This window comes from Lactobacillus sp. WILCCON 0059, from assembly GCF_057197985.1.
In genome coordinates, this window is the sequence record NZ_JBUBHN010000001.1 from 231,831 (window position 1) to 257,482 (window position 25,652).

Genomic DNA, 25,652 nt, shown 5'->3' on the forward strand with positions numbered 1-25,652 from the left:
ATTAACCATTTTTCAGGGGGAAATAATGAAAAAGTTCAAGAAAGCATTGTTTGGTGCTTTAACTGTTGCTGCTGCCGTGCTGGCAACTGCTTGCTCTTCAAGCAAGTCATCATCTTCTTCATCAAAGGGCTACACTCCATCAAAGTCACACCCTTTGACGATCCAATTTGTTCCTAGTCAAGCTGCTTCCACTTTGGAAGCCAAGGCTAAGCCGCTTGAAAAGATCCTTTCCAAGAAGCTTGGCGTTCCGGTTAAGATCTCAATGTCAACCGACTACAACACGGTTGTCGAAGCCATGAAGTCAAAGAAGGTTGACGTTGGCTTCCTGCCACCAGATGGTTACGTTTTGGCCCACAAGCAAAAGGCTGCTGACGTTCTGCTGCAAGCTCTCCGTTACGGGGTAAAGCAACCAGGCGGTAAGGCAACCAACAAGCTGGTTAAGTTCTACCGGGCAGAAATCCTGGTTAAGAAGGGCTCAAAGATCAAGAGCTGGAAGGACTTGAAGGGCAAGAAGATTGCCGTTCAAAACGCTACTTCTTCAGCCGGCTACATCTTCCCAATCGCTGAATTGAAGGAAAAGGGCCTGGACTTGACTAAGAAGGGCAACGCCAACCTGGTAACTGTAACTGGCCACGACCAAGCCGTGCTTGACGTTCTTAACGGGGACGTCGACGCTGCCTTCACTTTCGAAGACGCACGTAACACTGTTTTGGCAGACCAACCAAACATCATGAAGAAGGTTGTTCCAATCTACTTCACTAAGGGCATCCCTAACGACACTATCTCAGTTCGTTCAGACATGAGCAGCTCCTTCCGCAAGAAGCTGTCCAAGGCCTTCGAATCTCTGCGCGATGACAAGAAGAGCTTGAAGATTATCGAAAGCATCTACAGCCACGAAGGCTACACCCCTTCAAAGGACTCAAACTTCGACATCGTCCGCAAGTACGACAAGATGGCTGCTACCAAGTAGTCATTGATATCACAAAGACTATCAACTGAATACTATAGTGAAATCGTGCCCCGCTTTACGTAGGACACGATTTTCAATGAAAAAGCAAATTTAGTTATTTAAGGAGTTATTATTCATGGCAGAACAGCCGATGATCGAAATGAAGAACGTTACCAAGGTCTACGACAATGGTACCGTTGGTTTGAAGAACATCAACCTGGAAATCAACAAGGGTGAGTTCGTGGTAATCGTTGGTCTTTCCGGTGCCGGCAAGTCCACTCTGCTCCGGGCCATCAACCGCCTGCACGACATTTCTGAAGGTGACATCTTGATTGACGGTGAGTCAATCACCAAGGCCAAGGGCAAGAACCTGCGCCTTATGCGGCGCAAGATCGGGATGATCTTCCAAAGCTTCAACCTGGTCAAGCGTTCCAGCGTTTTGCGGAACGTTTTGGCTGGCCGGCTGGCTTACTACCCAACCTGGAAGACGACTTTCAACCTCTTTACTGACGAAGACAAGCAAAGAGCTTATGAAGCCCTGCAAAGCGTTGGTATGGCTGAAAAGGTCTACTCTCGGGCTGACGAGTTGTCCGGTGGTCAGCAGCAGCGGGTGGCTATTGCCCGGGTTTTGACCCAAAGACCGGAAATTATTTTAGCCGACGAACCAACTGCTTCTTTGGACCCGAAGACTTCCCGCCAGGTTATGGAAGACTTGAAGATGCTGAACGAAAAGTATGACATGACGGTCGTGGCTAACCTGCACTCAATTGAATTGGCCAAGGAATTCGGCCACCGGGTCATCGGTGTCCGGGCCGGGGAAATCGTATATGACGGCAAGATGGAAGACACGCCGCAAAGCGTCTTCGACAACATCTACAATGGCGGCAAGGGTAAGGAGGAAGACTAACAATGTCAGCAACTGACCGCGACATGTTAAAACTTCCAAAAAAGAAGTTTAAGATGTGGAACTGGGTCTGGGTCATCTTGATGATCCTGGGTCTGGTTTTATCTGTTAACAACACGCAGACAAGTCTGCCGGAATTTTTCGCCAACTTTGACCAGTTCGCGGAAATCTTCGTGCAGATGGCTCAGCCGGACTGGTCATACGCCGGCACTGCCATTCCTTACCTGGTGGAAACGATCAAGATGGCCATCATCAGTACGGTTATCGGGTCCCTTTTGGCCTTCGTTTACTCACTCTTGATTGCCAGAAACATTGTCCACAACCGGGTAATTACCGGTGTTCTGCGTTTCATTATGAACATCATCAGAACTATCCCAGACCTGCTCTTGGGTTCAATCTTCGTTGCCATCGTTGGTATCGGCCCGGTTGCCGGTATCTTGGCCTTGATCGTCTTCACCTTCGGTGTTGTGGTCAAGCTCTTCTACGAAGCCATCGAAACCATTGATCCAGGTCCAAGTGAAGCCATCAAGGCAGTCGGGGGCAACGGGATGAACAACATCATGTTTGCCGTTATGCCGCAGATTTTGCCTTACTTCATCAGCTACGCCCTGTATGCTTTTGAAATCAACGTCCGGGCATCTACGATCCTCGGTTACATCGGTGCCGGTGGTATCGGTCTGCAGCTGAAGAACACTTTGGACATGTTCAGCTACAACCAAACGGGGATGATCATCCTGGTTGTCTTCCTGGTTGTTTTGGTCATCGACTTTGTTTCAACTAAAGCAAGGGAGGCTTTGATGCGCTAATGGATACGACAATGAAGAAATTACCACCAAAACCAGTGACGGCCAAGTCCAGAGCCATGAAGTGGGGCGGCTGGATCATTTCCATCGCCATCATCATTTGGTCCTGCACGGGCATCGACTTCGGCGGGATCAAGCCAACTGCCGGCCAGATTACCGGGGCGATCTTCAATGGTCTTTTCCACCCGGACTGGTCATATGTTTATAACGGCAGCGGGGAAGACCTGGTTTCCCAATTGTGGCAGACCTTGTGTATTGCCTTCCTGGGTACTTTCATCTCCGCTATCATTTCAGTTCCTTTTGCTTTCTGGGCTGCCAACACCCGGCACAAGAAGTTCTGGGTATCTGAAAGCGGGAAGATTGTTTTGACTTTCATCAGATCCTTCCCGGAAATTGTTCTGGCCTTGATGTTCATTAAGGCCGTTGGTCCAGGCGCTCCAGCCGGTGCCCTGGCCTTGGGTTTCCACTCAGTCGGGATGCTGGCCATGCTGTTCTCAGAAGCGATTGAAAGCTTGGATGATGGTCCAGCTGAAGCTATTACGGCGGTCGGCGGGTCCAAGTTCAACGTTGCAGTTTTTGCAACCCTGCCTGACTTGATGCCAGCCATCGTTTCCAACACCCTTTACCGTTTTGACGTGTCCGTCCGGTCCGCATCCGTTTTGGGTCTGGTTGGTGCCGGTGGTATCGGCTATCCTTTGATCATCGCCTTGAACTACCGGCAATGGAGCCGGGTCGGGATCATCCTTTTGGGGATCATCGTTATGGTTGTGGTCATCGACTGGATCTCTGGTGCTATCCGGAAGAAGCTGGTCTAAAAAATACTGAATAATAACTCTTTGAAAAGCTGTGGCGGTTGCCACGGCTTTTTTTATTTTTTAAGAGAGGCCAAAAAAGTTAATAGTTAATTCATAAGTTTCAACTTTTTTACATAATTAATTGATTTACCAAGTGACTTAACCTTATAATATATTAAACGGATTATTAAGTTTTTGGAGGGAAACAAAATGTTGAAGCTGCAGAATTTGACTCTGCAAACCAGGCAGCCGATCCTGACCAACTGCAACTACAGCTTTGCTGATGGAGCCTTCTATCAGATTACGGCTGAAAATGGGGCTGGTAAAACTAGTTTGCTGAGAGCGATGACAAATCTGATTCCTTTTCAAGGGCAGATTGAATTTGATGGGCGGCCTTACGAGCAGATCCGCGACCAGGTCTTCTTTTTTGAGAGCAATGACTGGCTGAATCCTAGCTTGAATGCCCTGGACTACTTGAAACTGGTGCAGAAGAAGTGGCATTCTAACGTTGATTTAGCAAAAGAATTGGACTTTATGGGCGTGAGTGCGTTTGTCAAACTGCCAATCAAGAAATACTCTCTCGGTATGAAGCAAAAATTGCTGATTGCGATGTATTTTACCAGCGGGGCCAAATACCTGCTGATGGATGAAATATCCAATGGTTTGGATGAAGCCAGCCACCAGCAGCTCTACCAACGCTTGGCCCAGGAAGCTGGACAGGGGAAGATAATTCTGTTGACATCGCATTATGCAAGTGAAGTCCGCGCTTTTCAAAGCCAGCGCTTGCAGCTAATGAATGGAAGTTTGAAAGAAGTTGAGTCTGATGTCGTACATGATTTTTAGACTGCAGAAAGCGGTTAAAAGCAACTTGACCCTAATCTGCATGACTTTGGCTCTGGCCCTGTCTTTTGGCGTCTTGTATCTGAATGCCAGAAATTCACGGACGTTGACTTTGGAGGTGCAGACAGCTGAAAGCATTGCTCAAGGAAACAATATTGTGAGCAAACAGCAAAAGAGTCTAGAAAAATCTGCGAAATCAAGTGCTAAATATCGGCAGATTAAGGGAGACATAACAGTAAACCAGCAAAAGATTCGTCGAAATCAAGAGCTGATGAGCTTGCTCAAAGAGAAAAAATGGCAGCAAGTTTATGAACATAAACTTGTTGATGTACAAGAAATTAAGCAATCTGTGGATTCGGATCAAGGACAAGATCAAGAGCTAATTGCAGAACTAAATAAGGAAACTCTCTTGTTTTCCTATTTAAAGAAGCATCCCCAGCCTTATCAGACTGAGCAGCCTTCAAAAGGCATTCAGTTCCTGTTTAACTTGAACGAAACCTACTTGCCAATCGTTTTTGGCTTGATTGGTGTCTTTATCTTGTCTCAGCTGGCGACTGATTCTTACCGGCAGAGATATGATTTGACCAGCCTTTTGCCAGGTAGCCGCTTGGCCGGCCTGGGTGAAAAAATTACTGCCAACTTCTTGACCTTGCTTGGCATGTTTTTGCTGATCAACCTTCTGGCTTTTATTCTGGCCAGCCTCTTCTATGGCTTGGGCAGCTGGGATTACCCATACTTGGTCTACCACTGGCATGGCGGAAAAAGCTATCCGGCTTACATTGCCAGCTGGCGCTTGCTGGCTCCATCTCTTTGCCTGCAACTCTTGCTGCTCCTCCAGCTGGCCAGCTTGACGGAACTTATTGCCAAAATCATCCGCGACAAGTTCCCAACTTTATTGATCGTGCTCTTGTTGACGGTCGGTTTGAACCTGTGTGTTTATGTTATTGTGCCGGTGACTAAAGTTGCTCAATGGCTGCCAAGCACTTATCTTAACTGCTTGAGCGTCAGCTCAAACAGCTTGGCCCAGCAGGTAAACAATCAAGCCATCGACTTTAACCATGGCGTTATTACTTTAACAGTGACAATCATCATTACTTGCTTCTTACTATTGTTGCCTTCCTTAGGCAAAAGAAAGAGACTCGCGTAACGCGAGCCTCTTTTCTTTGTTTCTAGTCTGTTGTCTGTAATCTAGTGTTTGTTTTCTATCGCTATTGCTGCTTGTTACTTCAGGTAAGCGTACTTGAAGCTGTAGTTTGCCCCGGCGCCGTTGTAGATCACGCCCTTAACGCTAGGCTTGACCATCCAGGCTTCGATTGGGTGGTAGAGTGGGGTAACCCCTTGTTCTTCCAGCAGAACTTGTTCAGCCTTGGCCAGGTCCTTGAAGCGGTCAGCATCTGAACCAGTCGTCTTAGAAGCAGCCACGTACTTGTCGTAAGTCTTGTTTGACCACTTGCCGTAGTTGTATGAAGCACCAGTAGTCTGCAGGTCAAGGAAGGAGATTGGGTCGGAGAAGTCGGCGTTCCAGCCAGTTGAAACAACATCAAAGTTGCCACTCATCATTCTGGTCAGCCGGGTCTTCTTCGGGATGCTCTGAACTTGCACGTCGATGCCCAGGTTGTTTTCCAGTTGGCTTTGGACGAATTCCGCTGCCTTCTTGGCCGTATCGTCGTCGTCGCCAAGGAGAGTGAAGGAGATCTTCTTCTTGCCGGTTTCCTTCAAAGCTTGCTTGTAGAGCTTCTTGGCTTCAGTGACATTGTAAGTCGTTGCCTTTTCAGTAGCGGCGTTCTTGACCGTGTCAGTGTAGTCCTTGCCGTTAACAGTCGTCATGCCTTCTGGGTCAAAAGTCGTCGCCGGAGTAGCTGCCCCGCCCAGAGTTGAAGCCAGTTCCTTCCGGTTGATGGCCATGGAAATAGCCAAGCGGAGATTCTTGTTCTTGAATTCCGGGTGCTTCTTGGTGTTGTAGGACAGGTACTGGGTCGTGGACATCTTGCGCTGGGTGTAGCCGGTCTTGCCCTTCAAAGACTTGGTGGCTTGGGCATCCAGGAAGGCGGCGTCAAGCTTGCCACTTTGGTAAAGGTTGTAGTCAGTTGAAGGAGTCTTCTGCACGCTGAACTTGACCGTGTCGAGTTTGACGCTCTTCTTGTCCCAGTACTTGTCGTTCTTGACCAGTTTCCAGGTCAGGTTGGACCCAGTCCAGCCGACTTGCTTGTATGGCCCGTTGTAGATCATGTACTTGGATGAGGTTGCGTACTTAGAGCCCGCCTTTTCAATGAACTTCTGGTTTTGCGGGAAGAAGAGCGGGAAGGCCATCAGCAATTTGAAGTAAGGGATCCGCTTTTCCAAAGTAACCGTCAGCTTGTACTTGCCGTCAGCCTTGATCCCCAAAGCAGTTGGCTTCTTCTTGCCAGCCGCGATCGCGTCAGCGTTCTTGATGCCGGAGAACAAATAGGCATATTCAGACGCGGTCTTCGGGTCGATGGTTCTGCGCCAGGAATAGACGAAGTCCTGGGCCGTAACCGGGTCCCCGTTGGACCACTTGGCGTTCTTCCTCAAAGTAAAGGTCCAGGTCTTCCCGTCAGCGCTGTTCTTGGTGGAAGTGGCCAGGGCGTTTTGCACCTTGGCGTTCTTGCCCAAAAGGTAGAGCCCTTCTTCAACGTTGTTGATTTGTTCATAAGATGCTTGGTCGGTTGCCTTGGAGGCGTCCAAAGTCGCCATTTCCGCGGTGTTCATCCAAGTAAGGGTCTGCTTCTTGGCGCTGGTTTGTGAGCTGTTTGACCCGCAGGCGGCTAAGGTGGCCGCGCTGGCTAAGATTACGGCTGAGCTGGCTAAAAGTTTCTTGCTTCTCATGTTTTTTGCCTTCTTTTTCTTATAAAACTCATATATTACGACACAGCCAGATAGATGCAGCTAAACTACTGATCTAAGAGATATTACTAATTATAGCAAATAACTTAAAAAATACCAGATGGACTTTAATTTTTTTGTCATTATTTTTAGGAAGCTCTTTTTATCCTTAAAAAAGCGCTTTGCCCAAGTAAAAAAAGCTATTCCAGACCGACTTTTTGCTATAATTAGGGTAAGATTGCAAGGAGGACAACATGGAAAAATTAACTACCATGGAGCTGGCTGACGAGTTGGCTGAAGCTCAAGACAAGATTCTTAACGGTGAAGCAAAGCTGGATACCGGCCGGGTTTACCAGGCCATCGATGATTTGGGCGTCTTGAACGATCCCATCAGCAATTACTTCGACCGGACCGAAGATGAATACTATGAAACTGAAAGTGACCACTACCTGGCCTTGACTAATCTGACCGGCAAGCTGGGCGACCTGCATGACCGCATCTTGACCAACCACGTGGATGGTTTCGTTGACAAGGACGAAATCAACTTGACCTACAACCACGAAAACGTTTATGTCGAAGGCAACTACGTGCCAAGAACCGACATGCACGTTTTGGTCTACGGGCTCAAGGTCATCGGGGCGGTTGAAGCCATCGCCGCTGCCGACCTGCGCAACGTTTTGTCCAAGGATGCCGTGCTTTCCCTGGGCTTGGCGGCACACGCTTTAGCAGAAAATCTATAATTGAGAGCCGGGGGAGGCCCGGCTTTTTGTGATTTTAGGCTTTTTGGAAGGGTAGAAATGGACCTGTTTAAATACACAAAGGGAATTATTGACAAGGCAGTTGGGGCTTCCAAATTGCGCGCCGTGCAAAAGAATGGCGGCGAGCTCCTGGATCCCATGCAGAAGTATCTGACGGTAGGGGAGTACCATGTCGATGCTCGCGACGCAACGCCTGACGGCCGGCCGTTTACCTTGACGGTCTACCAAGATGACCAGGGCATCCTGCACCAGGCGCTCAGTCCGGAAAACACCGACAGCCTGGCTGCTGAATACGACCGGAAATTCGTGCCGGAACTGAATCGCTTCAAGGCTTTCCGCAGCCGGGAAACGGGCCGGCGCTATGTCGTGGAAGACTACTTGACCCGCTTTGTCTCCGACGTGAAAAAGGAAATCAGGGAAGGCGACGACTCCGTCAATATCGGGGTCATTACCGACACCCACTTCAAGAATGTCGACAGCCTGGACTTCTATGGCTGGAACGGCTTGATGCATGTCAGAGAGTTTTCCTACCTGGACCAGCTGGACATCCTGGACCTCAAATGCCACTTGGGCGACTGGATCGACGGTTCTGATGCCGGCCTCATCAGCGAAAGCGAGCTGATGAAGCTGCGGGACTCCTTTAAGTCCAGCCAGGTGCCTTACCTCATGATCAAGGGCAACCATGATGAAAACGACAAGTTTGACGAGCACCATGACTTAAAGGCCAGCTTCCCGGAGCGGGAGTTTGAGAAGATCATGTGGCCGGAGATGTACCGGCAGCGGGAATTGGGCTATGTTTCCCGCCAGCACGGGGTGGCCTGGTTTGACCAGGGCCATGTCCGGGTGATCAGTCTGAACACGTCAGACATTCCCTACATTTTGGATGAAAAAGGACAGAAAAAGTACGACGTCAAATTGACCCTGGGGGTGCGGGAAGACCAGGTGCAGGAATTGATCGAAATCCTGCAACAGTCAAGCGGCAAGCAGGTCATCCTGCTCAGCCACGCCAACCCGATCAACCGGAAGGGCGGCAATGCCTTGAAGTACAACGGGCGGTCCCTGCATGAGCTCTTAGTGGCCTTCAACCAGAAGGAAAAGGGCCGGATGCACTCCAGCAAGGACGTGCCAGCGGAATTCCGCTTAAGCAATGACTTTGACTTCACCAAGGTCAAGGACGCCCGGATCATCGCCTACTTCTGCGGCCACCGGCATGTGGAAGACCAGTACCGGATCAACGGGATCCAGTACGTTCTGTTCAACTGCTCAGCCTTGATGGGCCCAAGCCACCAGCTGACGACCAAGTATAACAAGAACTTAAACCGAAAGATGGACCACCAGAATGAATTTGCCGGCTACATCGTCAACGTGGACCTTTTCCGGCGGCGGATCAAGGTCTTTGGCTATGGGGCCGCGACCAGACGGAGAATTTTTTTCATTTAAGTAAAGATTGACAAGGACTCTGTAAACATTAGAGCCCTTGTTTTATAATAAGAAGTTGACTTTATAGAAACTAACTAGAATTAAGGAAGAGAAAATATGTGCGGAATTGTCGCCTTTTACGATCCAGAAATCAATGACAAGCAGGCGGCCATCGGCAAGATGATGGCTACCATTGAACACCGGGGACCAAGCAGCGATGGGATGTACACCAACGACAAGGTGGCCCTGGGCTTCAGAAGACTGTCGATTATCGACCTGCGGGGCGGTAGTCAGCCAATCTACAACGAAGACCGCAGCCGGGCGATCATTTTTAACGGGGAAATCTACAACTTCAAGCCTTTGAGAGAAGAACTGATCAAGGCAGGCCACACCTTTACCACCAAGGCCGACACTGAAGTCATCCTGCACGGCTATGAAGAATGGGGGATGGACGGGATCCTCAAGCGGGTCCGGGGGATGTTCGCCTTCATCATCTGGGACGGCAACACCCAGACCATGTACGGGGCCCGGGACTTCTTCGGGATCAAGCCGATGTACTACCAGGACGTGGACGGCCACCTCTTGGTCGGCTCAGAACTGAAGAGCTTTTTGGCCTTCCCTCATTTTAAAAAGGAACTGAACACCGAAGCCGTCAAGCCATACCTGATGAACCAGTACAACGACCTCAAGGAGACCTTCTTCAAGGGCGTCTACCGCTTCCAGCCAGGTCACTGGTTTGAATACAAGGACGGCAAGATGAAGACCCACCAGTACTGGGATGCCGAATACAAGGACAACAACCTTTCCTTTGAAGAAACGGTCAAGAAGATCAACGAAGACTTGAAGGAAACGGTTGACCTTTACCGCAACGCTGACGTTAAGGTCGGGGCCTTCCTCAGCGAAGGGGTTGACTCCAGCTTCCTGACGGCCCTTTTGGACCCGGACGAAGTCTTCTCTATCGGCTTTGACGACAACACCTACGACGAAGCCTCCAAGGCCAAGGCCCTGGCGGACATCAACGGCTGGCACTTCTACGCCGACAAGGTCTACTCAGAAGAAGCCATGCGGGACTTCCCGGAAATGCAGTACCACATGGACGAACCAGACGCCAACCCGTCTATCATTCCTTTGTGGTACCTGTGCAAACTGGCCAGAAAGCACGTGACTGTTGCCCTGTCCGGGGAAGGGGCCGATGAACTTTTTGCCGGCTACGTCAACTACGGGATGCACACCCACAACAATGTCATCAAGGTCTTTACCGACAAGCTGAAGAAGCTGCCAAAGGGCAAGCGGGTTAAGCTGGCCCACAAGATCAAGAAGATGCCGAACTTCCCGGGCAAGGTGCACCTTTACACCAACCTGGCTGAACCAAGCGAATTCTACGTGGGCCAGTCAGTCATCTATGACATGGACTACCCGACCATCTTTACTTCCAAGGATGCTAACGCCGTCTTGCAGCCAAGCTACCGGAACAAATTGACCGTCAACGGCAACTACCAGGAAGACTTCAAGAAGGTCAAGGACCTGGACAATGTCAAACAGATGCAGTACATTGACCTGCACCACTTCATGCTCAACGACATCGAGCAGAAGGCCGACAAGATTTCCATGGCCCACTCCCTGGAACTCCGGGTGCCTTACCTGGACGTGAAGATTGCCGAACTGGCCAACTCTATTCCAAGCAAGTACCTGGTCAACAAGTACGACACCAAGTATGCCCTGCGCAAGGCCTCAGAACAGGTTCTGCCGGATGAATGGGCCAAGCGGCCGAAGCTGGGCTTCCCGACGCCAATCAAGCAGTGGCTGCAGGAAGAGCGTTTCTACAAGCAGGTCAGAGACCTCTTCAGCGAAGATTTCGTCAATGACATTTTTGAACAAAAGAAGATCCTGGACCTGCTGGACGAGAACTACAATGGGGACGGTTCTCACCGCCGGCAGATCTGGGCAATCTACACCTTCCTGGTTTGGTACAAGCTCTTCTTCGTTGACTACGAGGGAACTGTGCGCAAGTACCAACACGTGCAGCCAGAAGTGGCCAGCCTGATTGCTCAAGGCAAGCTGCTCTAATCCAAAAAGAAGAGAGAGAGAATTTAATTACTAATGGCTAAATTTACACCAATTTTGCTGGGCAGCGACATCAACGTCTATGGGATGGCGCGGTCTTTTAACGAAGCTTACGGCATCAAGGTCCAGGCTTGGGCGGCAACGCAATTGGCGGCAACCCGCTACTCCAAGATCGTGGACGTTGAAGTGCACCCTGGTTTTTCCGAAGACCCGGGTTTCATGGAAGTCATGCAGGAAAAAATCAAGGAATACCAGAATCATGAAGAGCCAGTCATTCTGATTGCCTGTGGGGACGGCTACGCGGAACTGCTGGCTAAGCATAAGGCCGAACTGGAAGGGACCTTCGTTGTTCCTTACATCGACTACCAGCTTTTGGAAAAGCTGATCTCCAAGGAAGGCTTCTACGAAGTCTGTGAAGAATACGGCCTGCCTTACCCGAAGACCAAGATTATCAAGCTGGCTGACTACCAGGACGGCTCATACGCCGACGTGCCTTTTGCCTTTCCGGTTGCCTTAAAGCCGGAAGACCCGGTTTCCTGGCTGGACGTCCAGTTTGAAGGCCGGAAGAAGGCTTTTGTCATCAAGGACCTGGACGAATTCAAGGACATCGTGGGCAAGATCTACACCAACGGCTACAAGGAAGACTTGATCCTGCAGGACTTTATCCCGGGCGATGACTCCAACATGCGGGTCTTGAACGCCTATGTGGACAAGCACCACCAGGTCAAGATGATGTGCCTGGGCCACCCACTCTTGGAAGACCCGACTCCGCAGTCAATCGGGAATTACATGGCTATTTTGCCGGCCTATGATGAAAAGCTCTACGAGACCGTCCAGACTTTCTTGGAGAAGATCAACTATGTCGGCATGGCCAACTTCGACATCAAGTACGATGCCCGCGACGGCCAGTACAAGTTCTTTGAAATCAACCTCCGCCAAGGCCGGTCCAGCTTCTACGTGACCTTGAACGGCTACAACCTGGCCAAGTGGTACGTGGAAGACTACGCTGAAGACTCCTTGGCCGGCCAGGAGACCGTCTACGCCAACAAACTGGAAAGCAGCCACATGCTTTGGCTGGGCGTGCCGGAGAAGATCTTCAAGGAATACGCCGTTGACAACGAGGCCAAGCAGGCGGCCTTAAAATTGATCGACGCCGGCCAGGTAGGGACGACCGTCTTCTACGATCAAGACAGCTCCTTTAAGCGCTGGCTTTTGATGAAGTACATGTTCCACAACTACTACAAGCGCTTCAAGACCTACTTCCAGGTCAACAAGGGCCAGTACTTCGATAAATAAGAAATGATGTTACAAGAGTCTGGAGAAAAAGACTCTAACGAATAAAAATATTAGCTGTCCAGCAAGCAAAAAAGGTGAAGCTCGAAATATTACATCGAGTTTCACCTTTTTTATTTATCTAGAGCCTAGTTTTTCCCAGACTCATACCGCGATTGCTCTTTTCATTACCGATTATTCAATTTATCTTCCAACCAGACCAATTGATTTTCTTGCCGGCTGATCGCGCGAGTTAAAATCAAATAATGTCCATATTGTTGATCAATCTGTTCTTGGCTGCTGAATAATGCTTGCTGACGCTTGCGCAGATGATTAAGACTGTCGCTGACCAATTGAATCTGGTGGTCAAACAGTTTTTCTAGTCTCGGATCATTACAGTCATTGATGAAAAATATCTTTAAGGAAAATAGGTCTTTGGATACCGGCAACTTATCAACAGGTTCCATCAACCAACTATTAATAACTTCATAACCTTTAGCTGTTAAATGATAATGTATCTCTTTATCATTACCTTTCATTGAATAGCTTTCAATCCAATGATCTTGTTCCATGCGTTTTAGCTCTGGATAAACCTGACTATGTGATGATTGCCAGAATTCTCCAATGTCAAAGCGAAACTCATCCATAATCTGCTTTCCGGTACAGTCCTTATTAAGCAGAATCCCCATAATAACATAAGGGAGTATCCTTTTTTGCGGCATTTTGCAGCATCCTTTCCGATCTGATTCTGCAAAATATTATATAACAAGCTATTTAGCCAAGCGATGATAATTTTCATCAAAGAAGCTACCATTGCGGATATCGTCGGTCATACCGGCATAAGGAGCTTCGTTGATAACTTCATCATTATCTTGACCAGCATCGCCCATATAGGTAATTGTTGCAAATTCAGGAACCACCAATTTTGGATAAGTCTCATACTTTTCACGTGATTCATGCATTAAATCAATATGTTCATTTTGGAAGCAGACTGTAATCTCTGGATGTTCTTGTACCCATTTTGGAAAGAAGATCGTACCGTTAAGCTTATGTTCATTAGGAACGAAATCCAAGGCAACATCGGTTCCCGTTGGCTCGGTCCAAGCAACTTTATAAATGCCCTCAGTTAATTGATGAATATGCGCAGGCTGATCCTTAACCCAACGTCCAGCAACCATTCCGCCATGAATTCGATAATCGACCGTGTGATCATTCTTAGCGTACCACTCATATTCCCAGCCATTATCATACGTATAAATGAAATGCGTTCCTAAAAAGTCATCCAATGTTTTGAATTGCTTGTCCATGTGATTTAAATTTGCCATAATTATTTTCCACCTTTCATAAATGTTGTTATCGACATAAAACAGATTATCACTTTATGTCGTTATTGTCAAATATTGCCACTTAAAAAAGATTGCCCGCCAGTCTCAAAAAATTTGAGGATGAGGGTACTATACAAAAAAATAGTCTATACGGACTCACTGCGAAAGTCTCCCGCGGTGAGAGACTTTCGTTTGCTAATCGACTGTGTTGAAATATCTAAGACTCTGCTGGCTCAGTTGGCGAAACATAGAACAGTTGTATTCTGGAATTTCTTGATTTTCTCTAGACGTTTTTTCATCTTTTTGAAATTTTCGAAGGACTTTGCCAAAAGGACAAAAATATTTGTCCGAACAAAATATTCTTTTTTTAAAAATATACGGGCCCAAAGTCCCGTGGCAACTGAATTCTGCTCTGTCATTTAACACAAATGCGTCTTTGTATAGACCACAAGATCTGGTATTTTGTGCTATGCTTATCTCATAAACAAAACAAGATGTGGTGGTTATCCACACTTAATCCACAAGATAGTCTACTGCTTGTGGGTAACTCGCTTAACCGGCCCCAGGGGCTGGATGTAAAAAATGTAAAGTATTTTTGAGAGATAAGAGGTTGATTGTCATGTTAAAGCCAGCAGCAGAAGCCGTGAGCCTGGATTTTGCCAATGCGCCAAAGAAGTTCATCAAGCGCGACGGTGCCCCATTTAAATTTGAGCAGTTCAAGCTGGAAATGGTTCTGGACGAACTTGGCCTGGAAGACAGCGAAATCAAGGCTGCCGTTTTGAGCAAGGTTTACGCCAAGCTGGCCGCCTACACGGTTGACGCCGTTCAGGTCCACGATGCTTTTAAAGCCAGCTTGAACGAACTGGGCTATCTGAATGAAGCCAAGGAATACGAAGCCAAGCGGCAGGAAGACGAAGCTGACTGGAAGGCAGAAACTGACACCAAGCAGCGCCTGGCCAAGCTGGTCGACAAGGACCCAAGCATCGTCCACGAAAATGCCAACAAGGACTCTGACGTCTTTGCCACCCAGCGTGACCTAACGGCCGGGACTGTGGGCAAGACGGTTGGCTTGACCTTGATGCCTCAGCACATCGCCAAGGCCCACCTGCGCGGGGACATCCACTGGCACGACCTGGACTACACGCCCCTTTCACCAATGTCCAACTGCTGTCTGATCGACTTTGACTACATGCTCAACCACGGCTTCAAGATCGGCAATGCCTTCGTGGAAGTGCCGAACTCCATCCGGGTGGCCACCAGCCAGGTAGCCCAGATCATCACCAGCGTTGCTTCCAGCCAATACGGCGGCTGCTCCTTTGACCGCTGCGACGAAGTTCTGGCGCCTTTTGCTGAAAAGAACTACGAAAAGCACCTGGAAGAAGGGCGCGAATTCATCGACGACGAAGACAAGGTAAAGGTTTTTGCCAAGAAGCGGACCCAAAAGGACATCTACGACGCGATGCAGAGCCTGGAATACGAGATCAACACCATGTTCTCCAGCCAGGGGCAGACGCCTTTTACCACCTTGGGCTTCGGTCTGGGGACCAACTGGATTGAAAAGGAAATCCAAAAGGACATCCTGAAGGTCCGCATCGAAGGCCTGGGCCGGGAACACCGGACGGCCATCTTCCCGAAGCTGGTCTTCACTTTGAAGAAAGGGCTGAACCTGCACCCAGGTGACCCGAACTACGACGTTAAGGAATTGGCCCTGGAATGTGCTACCAAGCGGATGTACCCAGACGTTTTGAGCTATGACAAGATCATCGACATCACCGGCTCCTTCAAGGCCCCAATGGGCTGCCGGTCCTTCCTGCAGGGCTGGAAGGATGAAAATGGCCAGGAAGTCAACTCCGGGCGGATGAACCTGGGCGTGGTTACCTTGAACCTGCCAAGAATCGCCATGGAAAGCCAGGGCGACATGGACCGCTTCTGGGAAATCTTCAATGACCGCCTGGAACTGGGCCGGCAAGCCTGCGAATACAAGGCTAAGAAGGTCACTGAAGCTAAGCCGGTCAACGCTCCGACCCTGTACGAATACGGTGCCTTTGGCAAAGGTGTTGGCGATGACGGTGACGTCAACGACTTCTTCAAGAACGGCCGGGCCACGGTTTCCCTGGGCTACATCGGCCTTTACGAAGTCGGCACGGTCTTCTACGGGCCAAACTGGGAAAAGAACCCGGAAGCCAAGGCCTTCACTTTGGAAGTGGTCAAGAAGCTGCACGATGCCTGCGCCAAGTGGGAAAAGGAAGACCCGAACCACTACCACTACAGCGTCTACTCCACGCCAAGCGAAAGTCTGACTGACCGCTTCTGCCGCCTGGACACGAAAAAGTTCGGCAAGGTCAAGGACATCACGGACAAGGAATACTACACCAACTCCTTCCACTACGACGTCCGCAAGCACCCGACCCCATTTGAAAAGCTGGACTTTGAAAAGGACTACCCATACTACGCTGCTGGTGGCTTCATCCACTACTGCGAATACCCGAACCTGAAGCAAAACCCGGCCGCCCTGGAAGCTGTCTGGGACTGGGCTTACGACAGAGTCGGCTACCTGGGTACCAACACGCCAATCGACAAGTGCTACGAATGTGGCTTTGCCGGCGAGTTCAAGTCAACCGCCAAGGGCTTTGAATGCCCGCAATGCGGCAACCACAACCCGGAAACCTGCGACTGCGTCAAGCGGACCTGCGGCTACCTGGGCAATCCTTTGAAGCGGCCAATGGTTCACGGCCGGCATGAAGAAATCGCCCACCGGGCCAAGCACATGAGCTTGGGCATGGTCAGCGAGGAAGCCAGCCTGGAAAAGCAGAAGAACAGCCAATACTAAACGAAAAGAATTATACTAATAGGCAGGAATCTTTCCTGCCTATTTTTTATCGAGAGCAAAGGAGAAGCACGATGCCAGAGAAAGACAAGAATCAGCAAGAAGGCCCTGACGTCCGGGACAACTTGATCCGGATCAGCGTCGGCGGGGAAACGGTCTTTGTTGATGCCAACCAGTACAAGGCTAAAAATGCCGGTCAGACGGCCAAGCCCCGGAAGATGAAGCGCCAGCCCAAGAATCCCAAGCCGGGCGAATGGATCTCAGAAGACTACAGCAAGCACAAGATTGCCGACTACAAGCCCTTCAACTTCGTTGACGGGGAAGGGGTCCGCTGCTCCTTATACGTGTCCGGCTGCCTCTTTGACTGCCCGGGCTGCTACAACCTGGCTGCCCAGAACTTCAACTACGGCCGCCCCTACACCCAGGAATTGGAAGACCAGATCATCGCGGACATCGGCCAGTCCTATGTCCAAGGGCTGACCTTGCTTGGCGGGGAACCCTTTTTGAACACCTGGGTCTGCAACCGGATCATCGACCGGGTCCGGGCCGAATACGGCCACAGCAAGGACATCTGGTCCTGGTCCGGCTATACCTGGGAGGAACTCTTAAAGGAGACGCCGGACAAGGTGGAAATGCTCAAGAAGCTGGACATCCTGGTCGACGGCCGCTTCATGGACAACTTGAAGGACCTGACCCTGCAGTTCAGAGGGTCCAGCAACCAGCGGATCATCGACGTGCAGAAGTCCCTCAAGACCCCGGACCTGCACCCGGTCATCTGGGACAAGCTGCAGAGATAGTTTTTTTGCGAGGAAAAAATGGACGAAGAAAAACGCGCCTTGGTTAACCAGGTTATCTGCCAGCTGCAGACCGTCATCGATCCGGAGCTCCTGGTCAATGTGGTCGACCTGGGCCTTATCTACGGAGTCGACATCGATGATGAGGGCAACTGCCTGGTGACCATGACTTTGACGACGGCCGGCTGCCCCTTAAACGACTACCTCAACCGGGAAATCCGCCAGGCCGTAGGCCAGCTGGACGCCATCAAGCAGGTGGACATCAAGCTGGTCTGGTACCCGGTCTGGACCCCGGACCGCTTAAGCGAGCAAGCGAAAAAGCAGCTGGGCATCAAGGAAGAGCCGGCTCCGGCGGCTAAGGAGATCAACCTCCACCAGCCGATCAAGACTTTCGCTGACCAGTATCCGGAATTTATTGAGGACATGGCTGAGATTGGCTTCAACCGGATCAAGATTCCGGGCATGCTGGACACGGTGGGCCGGCTGATGACCCTGCCAATGGGTTGCCGGGCCATGGGCTTTGACTTGGAAGAGGTCAAGGAGAAGTTGCGCTTGAAGGGATACGAGGTGACTGAGTAATGACCATGTCTTTAAAAGAGCGGCAGGAGAAGCTGCTGGAGATCTTGCGCCTTTTGCAAGAAAAAGGGGACTTTGACCAGGCCAAGGCTATGTTCAATGAAGCTTTTTCCTCAGTCTCGGTCAAGGAAATCACGGAAGCTGAGCGGGCCTTGATCGCCGGCGGCCTCAACCCCCAGGAAATCCAGAACTTGTGCACGGTTCACGCGGAAGTCTTCCGGGGGTCGATCGGCGAGCAGGAAGTGGGGGATGCCTTTGCCCGGCCCGGCCACCCGGTCCAGACTTTGAAGCAGGAGAACGTCGTTTTGACCTCTTTGGTCAACGATGCCCTTTTGCCAGACCTGGCCAAGTATGAAGAGAAGGAAGAGCCGGAACTTTTGGCAAAAATCAAGCAGGAGCTGGCTGACCTGGCTCAAGTGGACAAGCACTACACCAGAAAAGAAATCTCCATGTTTCCCTTGATGACCAAGTACGGCATTACCGCCCCGCCCCAGGTCATGTGGGGGGTAGACGACGACATCCGTGGCTGGATCAAGGAGGCCCGGCAGGCGGCGGAAGCAGGTGATCCAAAATTTTTGGCCAAAAAGGTCAAGCAGGCGGCTAAGGAAGTCACCGAAATGATCTTTAAGGAAGAGGCAATCATGCTGCCGCTCTTGACAGAAGTGGCGACGCCGGCCGACTGGCTCAGAGTCAAGGAAGACGAGGTCCGGGTAGGCTACTGCTTGATCCCTGATCCGCCAGCCTGGCGGCCGTCGGCTGCTGAACTTGCTGAGAAAAAGGAAGCTGACCCGGCAGCGATCGCCAAATGGAACGACCAGATCGGGGCTTTTGCCGGCCAGCTGGGCGGCAACGAAGCCGAAAACTACCAAAAGATGGTGGAAGTCGAGCAGGCGGAAGAAAAAGCCCAGCCGGCCTTGACTGACTCTTTCATTGAGTTCGCGGAAGGCGGCCTCAGCTATGAGCAGCTTTCTGCCGTCCTGGACCTTTTGCCCCTGGACCTGGTCTTTGTGGACAAGGATGACGTCATCCGTTACTTTGGCGGCAGCTGCGGCTTTTATCCCCACTCCAAAAATGACCTGGGGATGAACCTTTTTAGCATTCACATGCCAAAAAGCGTGCCCAAGGTCAAGGCCATTGTGGACGACCTCAGAAGCGGGAGAAAAGACAAGCATGCTTTCTGGTTTGAAGTCCGGGGCCGCTTTGTCTACATCCAATACTTGGCGGTCAGAAACAAGGCCGGGGAGTATCTGGGCGTTTTGGAAGTCCTGCAGGATATTACCGACCTGCGCGCCTTGCAAGGAAAGAAGAAAGAGTTGTAGAATTGTAATAAAGAGAGAAGCCATGACTTGCTGAGTCGTGGTTTTCTTATTGCCTGGAGAATTTTTACTGTTATTTTTTGCTGAATGTAGGGAGGTAATGGAAAAATGAAAACTAAACACGGACAGAGCCAGTTGCCGGAAATCGCGCTGCCCTGGCTGGTCGTGGCCGAACTGGCTACTTGGATCGGGGCCAGCTTCATTTGGCCACTGACTTCCGTTTACTTGAACAAGCGGCTGGGGATCAGCCTGTCGGTAATCGGGATCGTCCTCTTCTGCAACTGCGCGGCCAACATGTTGGGGTCAACCATCAGCGGCCGGCTCTTTGACCGTCTTAACCCTTATCCTTTGATCACGGGCGGGATGCTGCTGGATGCTTTGGTTCTTTTAGCCATGGCCTTCTTCCACGGCTGGCCGATCTACTGGTTCTGGCTGATCTGTACGGGCTTTTTAGGGGGCTGGAACGGCGCCCTGGTCAATTCCATCGCCACCAGCCTGCGCAAGTATCCTGGCCGTTACGTCTTCAACATTCTTTACTTCTCCCAGAACCTTGGGGTGGTTATCGGGACCTTGATCGTCGGCTACCTCTATGACTATTCAATTGAGCTGCTCTTTATCATTGCCAGCTGCCTGTTCCTGATCGGGGCCTTGGTTGCCTTTTTCAAGTTCAAGCCAATCGTGGCCTACCATGCTCGCCGGCTGGAACAAAAGGAGACCGGCCAGGCGCCGCTGAAGGCGGAAAAGATGCCGAAGGCCAACTTCTGGATGACCATGGGCTTCTTCATCACCTTGGGGGTGACCTGGCTGATGTACATGAACTGGGAGTCCAACCTGTCCGTCTACATGGTCAGCCTGGGGATTCCTTTCCACCTCTACTCAACCCTGTGGACGATCAACGCCAGCATCATCGTGGTTGTCCAGCTCATCCTGGCCCGCTTCCCGCGGATCTTCAAGAGCATCTACCAGCAGATCTATTTTGGGATTTTCATGTTTGCCGTGTCCTGGCTGACCTTGATTTTTGCCAAAACCTACCCGGGCTTTGTCTTGTCCATGTCGATCTTGACCTTGGGTGAATCAACGGCCTTTTCCGCTATCCCGGCCTATGTCAATGACATGTCGCCGTATTCCAGCAAGGGCAAGTACCAGGGGATGACCCTGGTGGCCAGCGGGGTCGGCCGGGCCTTTGGTCCGCTTTTCGGCGGGACCCTGATCGACCTCTTCGGCTACAAGACCATGTTCGTGGTCGCCAGCTGCGGCATCTTCCTGTGCCTTTTGGCCCTCTTGCCCTTGAGAGCCAAGCTGAAGGACCAGGTGCAGTTCTTCAAGTAGGATATTTTTAGCGTTTTTGAAAAATAAGGCAGGTTTTGCCAACCAGCCTTATTTTTTTGCACTTTGATTGAACAGGGAAGCAGTTAATGTGTAAAATAAGAAGATAGTGAGAAAAGGAGGAAAAAACATGCTTAAAGTTTACGGGACAAAGATCTGTCCAGACTGCATCGCCTGTGAGGCCAGTTTTAAAAAGTATGGCATTGACTACGAATTTATCAATATTTTCGCCACCATGCCGGATTTCAAGGAATTTTTGCGCTTGCGGGATGCCAGTCCCGCCTTTGCTCACGCTAAAGAGCAGGGCAACGCGGGGATTCCGGCCTGCGTCAAGGAAGACGGAGAAATTTTTACTGACTGGGAAGGCTTCTTAAAGGACCAGGGCTTAGAGCCAATCTGGCCGGAAGCAGCCGACCAGGCCAAGGCAGAAATCAAGGCCCAGTGCGACCTGCGTCAGCACAACTGTTAGCTGAAAAACAAGGAGGAAAAAATATTGAACAATAAATTTGCCGTCCGCGGCGGCAGCGGCGACACGACCGTCGTTGACAAGACTGCCCGCCCGCAGGACAACCTGTATTTGGCCGTTAACTCTGACTATTTGGACAAGCTGGAAATTCCGGCTGACCGGTCCCGGATGGGGAGCTTTGACCAAATCGCTGAAAACGTTGAAAAGAGCCTGATGGCTGACTTCGCGGCTTTTGCCAGCGGGGAAAAGGAAGTCCCGGCCGTGCCGAACCTGGCCAAGGCTGTTGAACTCTACAAGCTGGCCAAGGACTTTGACAAGCGGAACGCTGACGGGGCCAAGCCAATCCAGGCTGACTTAAAGAAGCTGGAAGGTCTGGAGGATTGGGCTGACCTGCAAGGCGCAGCAGCTGATTTGGCTAAGGAAGGCTTTGACTTGCCATTCTCCTTCTCCGTTGACGCGGACATGAAGAACACCAAGGTCAACACGGTCTACTTCGGCGGTCCCCACATCTTTTTGCCAGACACGACCACTTACGAAAGCCCAGACGCGGAAAAATTGCTGGGCGTTTTAAAAGAGCAATCCCTCAAGCTCTTCCAAATGGCTGGGGTCAGCGAAGAAAAAGCAAACGAATACGTGGACGGGGCCCTGGCTTACGACCAGCGCCTGGCCAAGGTGGTTAAGTCCAGCGAAGAATGGGCTGACTACCCGGCTATGTACAACCCGATTTCCCTGGCTGACTTCAAGGGCAAGTTCAGCAGCTTTGACATGAGCCAGTTCTTGGAAGAGTTCCTGGGCGAAGAACCAGAAGTTTTGATCAACACTGAGCCCCGCTACCTGGACCAGGCGGAAGGTCTTTTAAACGAAGCAAGCTTCAGCGAAATCAAGGGCTGGATGCTGGTCAAGTTCATCAACGACGTGGCTTCATCCCTGTCCCAAGAATTCAGAGAAGCTGCCTTCCCGTTCAGCCAGGCTTTGACCGGCCAGCCGCAACTGGCCAGCGGGATCAAGCAGGCTTACCGGATTGCCAACAGCACTTTCAGTGAAGTTGTCGGCGTCTACTACGGGCAGACCTACTTCGGGGCAGCTGCCAAAGAAGACGTTTTGGGCATGATCAAGCGGATGCTGAAGGTCTACGAGGACCGGCTGGCCAAGAACGATTGGCTCTCCCAGGCGACTAAGGACAAGGCCATCACCAAGCTGCAGGCTTTGATCTTGAAGGTCGGCTACCCGGACAAGATTGAAGACATCTACAACCGGCTTCAAGTTACTCCAGCTTCAGCCGGCGGCAGCCTTTACAGCAACCTGCAGGCCGCCAGCCAGGAAAGCATCAAGTACAGCCTGGAGAAGCTCCACCAGCCGGTTGACCGGACTGTTTGGCTGATGCCAGGCAACTTGGTCAACGCCTGCTACGACCCGCAAAGAAACGACATCACCTTCCCAGCAGCTATCCTGCAGGCACCGTTCTACAACGCTGACCAGAGCCGGGCAGCCAACTACGGCGGGATCGGGGCCGTGATTGCCCACGAAGTTTCCCACGCCTTCGACAACAACGGGGCCCAGTTCGACGAATTCGGCAACATGAAGAACTGGTGGACCGAAGCTGACTACAAGGAATTTGCTGACCGGACCAAGGCGGAAATCGCCCTCTTTGACGGGCTCAAGTTCGGCCCGACCACTCTTAACGGCAAGCAGATCGTGTCAGAAAACATCGCTGACCAGGGCGGCTTGACCGCGGCCATGACCGCCTGCAAGGAAGAAGGCCAGGGCCTGGAAGACTTCTACGCCAACTGGGCCAGAGTCTGGGCGCAAAAGTCCCTGGAAGCAGCCATCAAGATGATCGTTTCAGTTGACGTGCACGCGCCGGGCCCGTTGCGGGCAAATGTCCAGGCCCAGTGCCAGGACGAATTCTACGAGACCTTCGACGTCAAGCCAGGCGACGGGATGTATCTGGCTCCGGAAGACCGGGTCAAGATCTGGTAGTTTTTCATAAAATTTCATAAGCAACAAAAAAGCAGTCATTCCATCAATGACTGCTTTTCTGCTGCTGTGTGTTTGTCTAATATATGTGTGTGTAAAAGAGGAAAAGAAAAAGAAAAATTAATTCCTATAGGAGAAGCAATTTCTTGCTTCTGACTATGGTTATATAATAACGGCCCTTTGTAAAAAAGCTGTGATCAATCTGCTTTGCTTCAATGAAAAAAAGTTTGTAATTTTCTAGAGTATTTAAGACTTTCTAAAAGCAAAAACGGCAAGCTTTCGCGCCTTGCCGTTTCTTTATTTGCTTAATTACTTGTTCTTTTCTTTCTTGGTTTTGCCCGCGTTCTTGTTCAGCATGGTCTTGCTGTAGTCGACTGGGGCAACCCGCTTGATTCTTTCAGGCTCTTGCTTGCCCAGGATCAAAGGCACGCGTTCGATAACCGTGTCCGCGAATTCCAGGCCGAACCATTGAGCCGGGTTAGGCGACAGGTTCTGCAGCTGGACCCGGGCCTTGACCAGCCACTTCTTGTAAGAAGACAGGGTGGTCGAAGGTGAGATGACGTCGTTGACGATGACGAACTTGAAGTCGCCGACATCCCGGCCAGGAGTAGTCGTGTATTCCTGTGGCTGGGCCTCGATCGTGTTGTCTTTGATCAGGTCGTGGACGATCTGACGCAGGTAGACGTTGACGCTGGTTTGCTTCTTGAAACCGAGGTAGAGCTGGATGTTGATCACGTTCTTGGTACCAAAAGTGTTGACCGCGTATTCAGCGGTAAACGGCTCGTTGGTCACGTTGACCGTGACGAACCAGTAAGCCCGGGCCCGCTTAGGCCGCTTGTCCAGAATTGAGTAGAGGACTTCACGCTTGATGAACTTGTTGTACTTGACGTTGGCCATGTAAACCAAGTTGTCGGCGTAAGTCGGGTAGTTGTCGTCGTGGCTGAGGTCGGTCAGCATGTCCGTGTATTCATCCAAGCGGACATAGGCATTGCCGGCTTCGTTTTGGTCCCGGACCTTGTTGCCGAAGTACCAAACAACCATGACTGAAGCGATCAAGAGGGTGATCAACAGTGATACGTAACCGCCGTGGGTGAACTTGCTCAGACTTGACCCCATGAAGAGGATGTTGATCGTGCTGAAGAAGATCACGAAGAGCAGGTTGGCCAGGTTGTGGCCCTGCTTGAGCACCAGCCATTCGTAAAGCAGGATAGTGGTCGTCAGCATGGAAATCGTGATTGACAGACCGTAGGCTGCTTCCATGTGGGCTGAGGTTCTGAAGAAGAGAACCAGGGCGATGGTAGTAATGCCCAGCATTCTGTTGATAGCCGGGATGTAGATCTGCCCTCTTTCATCAGATGGGTAGAGGATGTTCATCCGCGGCAGGAACTTCAGGTTGATTGATTCAGCCACCAGGGTGAAGGAACCCGTGATCAAGGCCTGGGAAGCGATGATCGCGGCCAAGGTGGCCAGAACGATTGAGGCCAGCCGGATGTTTTCCGGAATCATGGCGTAGAAGGGGTTGATTTCAGTAGCTGAGCGCATGTTGGTGTTGTTTAAGATCCAGACCCCTTGCCCGAAGTAGTTCAGGGAGAGGCAGACGAAAACAAATGGCCAGGAGCCAATGATGTTCCCCTTGCCGACGTGGCCGACGTCGGAGTAGAGGGCTTCAGCACCAGTAGTGGCCAGGAAGATGGACCCTAAGATCGCGAAGCCCGCCTTGTTGTAAGGACTAAAGAGCAATTTGATCGCGTAGTAAGGGTTCAAGGACTGGAGAATCCACCAGTTGCCGCCAATGTTGATCAAACCCATGGCGCCCAGGAAGGCGAACCAGATAAACATAACCGGGCCGAAAGCCTTCCCGATGATGCTGGTCCCCATCCGCTGGATGGAGAAAAGCACCAGCAAAATAACAATAGTAATGATTAAGACCGTGGTCTGGTTGCTAACCGGGACATTGCCCTTGCCGAATTCCAGGCCCTTCAGCCCTTCAATGGCGGTCGTAACCGTCACGGCCGGGGTCAGAGTCCCGTCGGCCAGGATGGCGGCCCCGCCGATCAAAGCCGGCCAGACCAGCCAGGCAGCCTTCTTTCTGATCAAGGCGTAGAGGGCGAAGATACCACCTTCGCCGTGGTTGGTCGCCTTCAAGGCAATAATCACGGTCTGCACCGTCGTGAGTACAGTCACGGTCCACAGGATCAAGGAAATGGTCCCGATGATCAAGTCGCGGCTGACCGTGTTGATACCGCCGTTGCCGGCGATTACGGATTTCATGACATAGAGGGGACTGGTCCCGATGTCGCCGTAAACAATCCCAATCGCGATCAAGAGGCCGGCGGCCGTCATGCGATTGCGTTTATTTTCTGCTTCCATAGCAATTAAATACTCCTCAAACTTTAAA

Annotated in this window: 21 protein-coding genes; 17 read left to right on the top strand and 4 right to left on the bottom strand. The window is 50.9% G+C overall.

Going from position 1 to position 25,652, the window contains the following annotated elements; all coding sequences use genetic code 11:
• Positions 1–25 precede the first annotated feature (25 nt).
• The 6 genes from ACYVUT_RS01145 to ACYVUT_RS01170 all read left to right on the top strand — a co-directional run bounded on the left by ACYVUT_RS01145 (position 26) and on the right by ACYVUT_RS01170 (position 5,437).
• Positions 26–970 (top strand): phosphate/phosphite/phosphonate ABC transporter substrate-binding protein, encoded by a 945-nt coding sequence (locus ACYVUT_RS01145; protein ID WP_439776189.1) that lies wholly within the window; start codon positions 26–28, stop codon positions 968–970.
• Positions 971–1,085: 115 nt separating this feature from the next.
• Positions 1,086–1,856 (top strand): phosphonate ABC transporter ATP-binding protein, encoded by a 771-nt coding sequence (gene phnC / locus ACYVUT_RS01150; protein ID WP_484499295.1) that lies wholly within the window; start codon positions 1,086–1,088, stop codon positions 1,854–1,856.
• Between the two features lie 2 nt (positions 1,857–1,858).
• Complete coding sequence (gene phnE, locus ACYVUT_RS01155; protein WP_439776191.1) at positions 1,859–2,659, top strand: phosphonate ABC transporter, permease protein PhnE; 801 nt, start codon at positions 1,859–1,861, stop codon at positions 2,657–2,659.
• Positions 2,659–3,471: a phosphonate ABC transporter, permease protein PhnE gene (gene phnE, locus ACYVUT_RS01160; RefSeq protein ID WP_484499711.1), complete on the top strand. Its 813-nt coding sequence runs from the start codon at positions 2,659–2,661 to the stop codon at positions 3,469–3,471. Before phnE (ACYVUT_RS01155) ends, phnE (ACYVUT_RS01160) begins: the two co-directional genes overlap by 1 nt.
• A gap of 189 nt (positions 3,472–3,660) precedes the next feature.
• Positions 3,661–4,293, top strand: coding sequence for an ABC transporter ATP-binding protein (locus ACYVUT_RS01165; RefSeq protein ID WP_484501371.1), 633 nt, complete (start codon positions 3,661–3,663; stop codon positions 4,291–4,293).
• Between the two features lie 406 nt (positions 4,294–4,699).
• Positions 4,700–5,437, top strand: coding sequence for a hypothetical protein (locus tag ACYVUT_RS01170; RefSeq protein WP_484501372.1), 738 nt, complete (start codon positions 4,700–4,702; stop codon positions 5,435–5,437).
• Positions 5,438–5,511: 74 nt separating this feature from the next.
• Here ACYVUT_RS01170 and ACYVUT_RS01175 read toward each other — a convergent pair whose 3' ends face one another.
• The gene (locus ACYVUT_RS01175; protein ID WP_439774782.1) at positions 5,512–7,137 is read right to left on the bottom strand and encodes a peptide ABC transporter substrate-binding protein; all 1,626 of its coding nucleotides are present in this window, start codon (positions 7,135–7,137) and stop codon (positions 5,512–5,514) included.
• Between the two features lie 251 nt (positions 7,138–7,388).
• On the opposite strand from ACYVUT_RS01175, the gene ACYVUT_RS01180 reads away from it, so the two are divergent.
• From ACYVUT_RS01180 to ACYVUT_RS01195, 4 genes are all read left to right on the top strand, one after another.
• Positions 7,389–7,874: a hypothetical protein gene (locus ACYVUT_RS01180; protein WP_416721351.1), complete on the top strand. Its 486-nt coding sequence runs from the start codon at positions 7,389–7,391 to the stop codon at positions 7,872–7,874.
• Between the two features lie 57 nt (positions 7,875–7,931).
• The gene (locus tag ACYVUT_RS01185; RefSeq protein WP_439774781.1) at positions 7,932–9,332 is read left to right on the top strand and encodes a metallophosphoesterase family protein; all 1,401 of its coding nucleotides are present in this window, start codon (positions 7,932–7,934) and stop codon (positions 9,330–9,332) included.
• Between the two features lie 96 nt (positions 9,333–9,428).
• Positions 9,429–11,378 (top strand): asparagine synthase (glutamine-hydrolyzing), encoded by a 1,950-nt coding sequence (gene asnB / locus ACYVUT_RS01190; protein WP_439774780.1) that lies wholly within the window; start codon positions 9,429–9,431, stop codon positions 11,376–11,378.
• Between the two features lie 33 nt (positions 11,379–11,411).
• A complete protein-coding gene (locus tag ACYVUT_RS01195) occupies positions 11,412–12,671 on the top strand; it encodes a carboxylate--amine ligase (protein WP_484501373.1) in 1,260 nt (419 codons plus the stop codon).
• 164 nt (positions 12,672–12,835) lie between these two features.
• On the opposite strand, the gene ACYVUT_RS01200 is transcribed toward ACYVUT_RS01195, so the two are convergent.
• Together ACYVUT_RS01200 and ACYVUT_RS01205 are read right to left on the bottom strand one after the other, a co-directional pair.
• On the bottom strand, positions 12,836–13,369 hold the full coding sequence (locus ACYVUT_RS01200; protein WP_439774778.1) for a PadR family transcriptional regulator: 534 nt from the start codon (positions 13,367–13,369) through the stop codon (positions 12,836–12,838).
• 48 nt (positions 13,370–13,417) lie between these two features.
• Positions 13,418–13,954, bottom strand: coding sequence for a phenolic acid decarboxylase (locus tag ACYVUT_RS01205; protein WP_274606154.1), 537 nt, complete (start codon positions 13,952–13,954; stop codon positions 13,418–13,420).
• Between the two features lie 637 nt (positions 13,955–14,591).
• On the opposite strand from ACYVUT_RS01205, the gene nrdD reads away from it, so the two are divergent.
• From nrdD to ACYVUT_RS01240, 7 genes are all read left to right on the top strand, one after another.
• Positions 14,592–16,802 (top strand): anaerobic ribonucleoside-triphosphate reductase, encoded by a 2,211-nt coding sequence (gene nrdD / locus ACYVUT_RS01210; protein ID WP_484501374.1) that lies wholly within the window; start codon positions 14,592–14,594, stop codon positions 16,800–16,802.
• Positions 16,803–16,873: 71 nt separating this feature from the next.
• Positions 16,874–17,596 carry an anaerobic ribonucleoside-triphosphate reductase activating protein gene (gene nrdG / locus ACYVUT_RS01215; RefSeq protein ID WP_003614463.1) on the top strand — a complete coding sequence of 241 codons (723 nt, stop codon included), beginning with the start codon at positions 16,874–16,876 and terminating at the stop codon, positions 17,594–17,596.
• An 18-nt stretch (positions 17,597–17,614) separates the two neighbouring features.
• Complete coding sequence (locus tag ACYVUT_RS01220) at positions 17,615–18,172, top strand: iron-sulfur cluster assembly protein (protein WP_484501375.1); 558 nt, start codon at positions 17,615–17,617, stop codon at positions 18,170–18,172.
• Complete coding sequence (locus tag ACYVUT_RS01225) at positions 18,172–19,488, top strand: DUF438 domain-containing protein (RefSeq protein ID WP_484501376.1); 1,317 nt, start codon at positions 18,172–18,174, stop codon at positions 19,486–19,488. The genes ACYVUT_RS01220 and ACYVUT_RS01225 overlap by 1 nt, the downstream gene beginning before the upstream one ends.
• Before the next feature lie 105 nt (positions 19,489–19,593).
• Positions 19,594–20,814 carry an MDR family MFS transporter gene (locus tag ACYVUT_RS01230; protein ID WP_484501377.1) on the top strand — a complete coding sequence of 407 codons (1,221 nt, stop codon included), beginning with the start codon at positions 19,594–19,596 and terminating at the stop codon, positions 20,812–20,814.
• A gap of 127 nt (positions 20,815–20,941) precedes the next feature.
• Positions 20,942–21,280, top strand: coding sequence for a glutaredoxin (locus ACYVUT_RS01235; RefSeq protein WP_439776261.1), 339 nt, complete (start codon positions 20,942–20,944; stop codon positions 21,278–21,280).
• A gap of 24 nt (positions 21,281–21,304) precedes the next feature.
• Positions 21,305–23,257 carry a M13 family metallopeptidase gene (locus tag ACYVUT_RS01240; protein ID WP_484499720.1) on the top strand — a complete coding sequence of 651 codons (1,953 nt, stop codon included), beginning with the start codon at positions 21,305–21,307 and terminating at the stop codon, positions 23,255–23,257.
• Positions 23,258–23,563: 306 nt separating this feature from the next.
• Here the strand turns inward: ACYVUT_RS01240 and ACYVUT_RS01245 are convergent, their stop codons facing one another.
• Complete coding sequence (locus tag ACYVUT_RS01245) at positions 23,564–25,624, bottom strand: KUP/HAK/KT family potassium transporter (RefSeq protein WP_484499721.1); 2,061 nt, start codon at positions 25,622–25,624, stop codon at positions 23,564–23,566.
• Between the last annotated feature and the right edge of the window lie 28 nt (positions 25,625–25,652).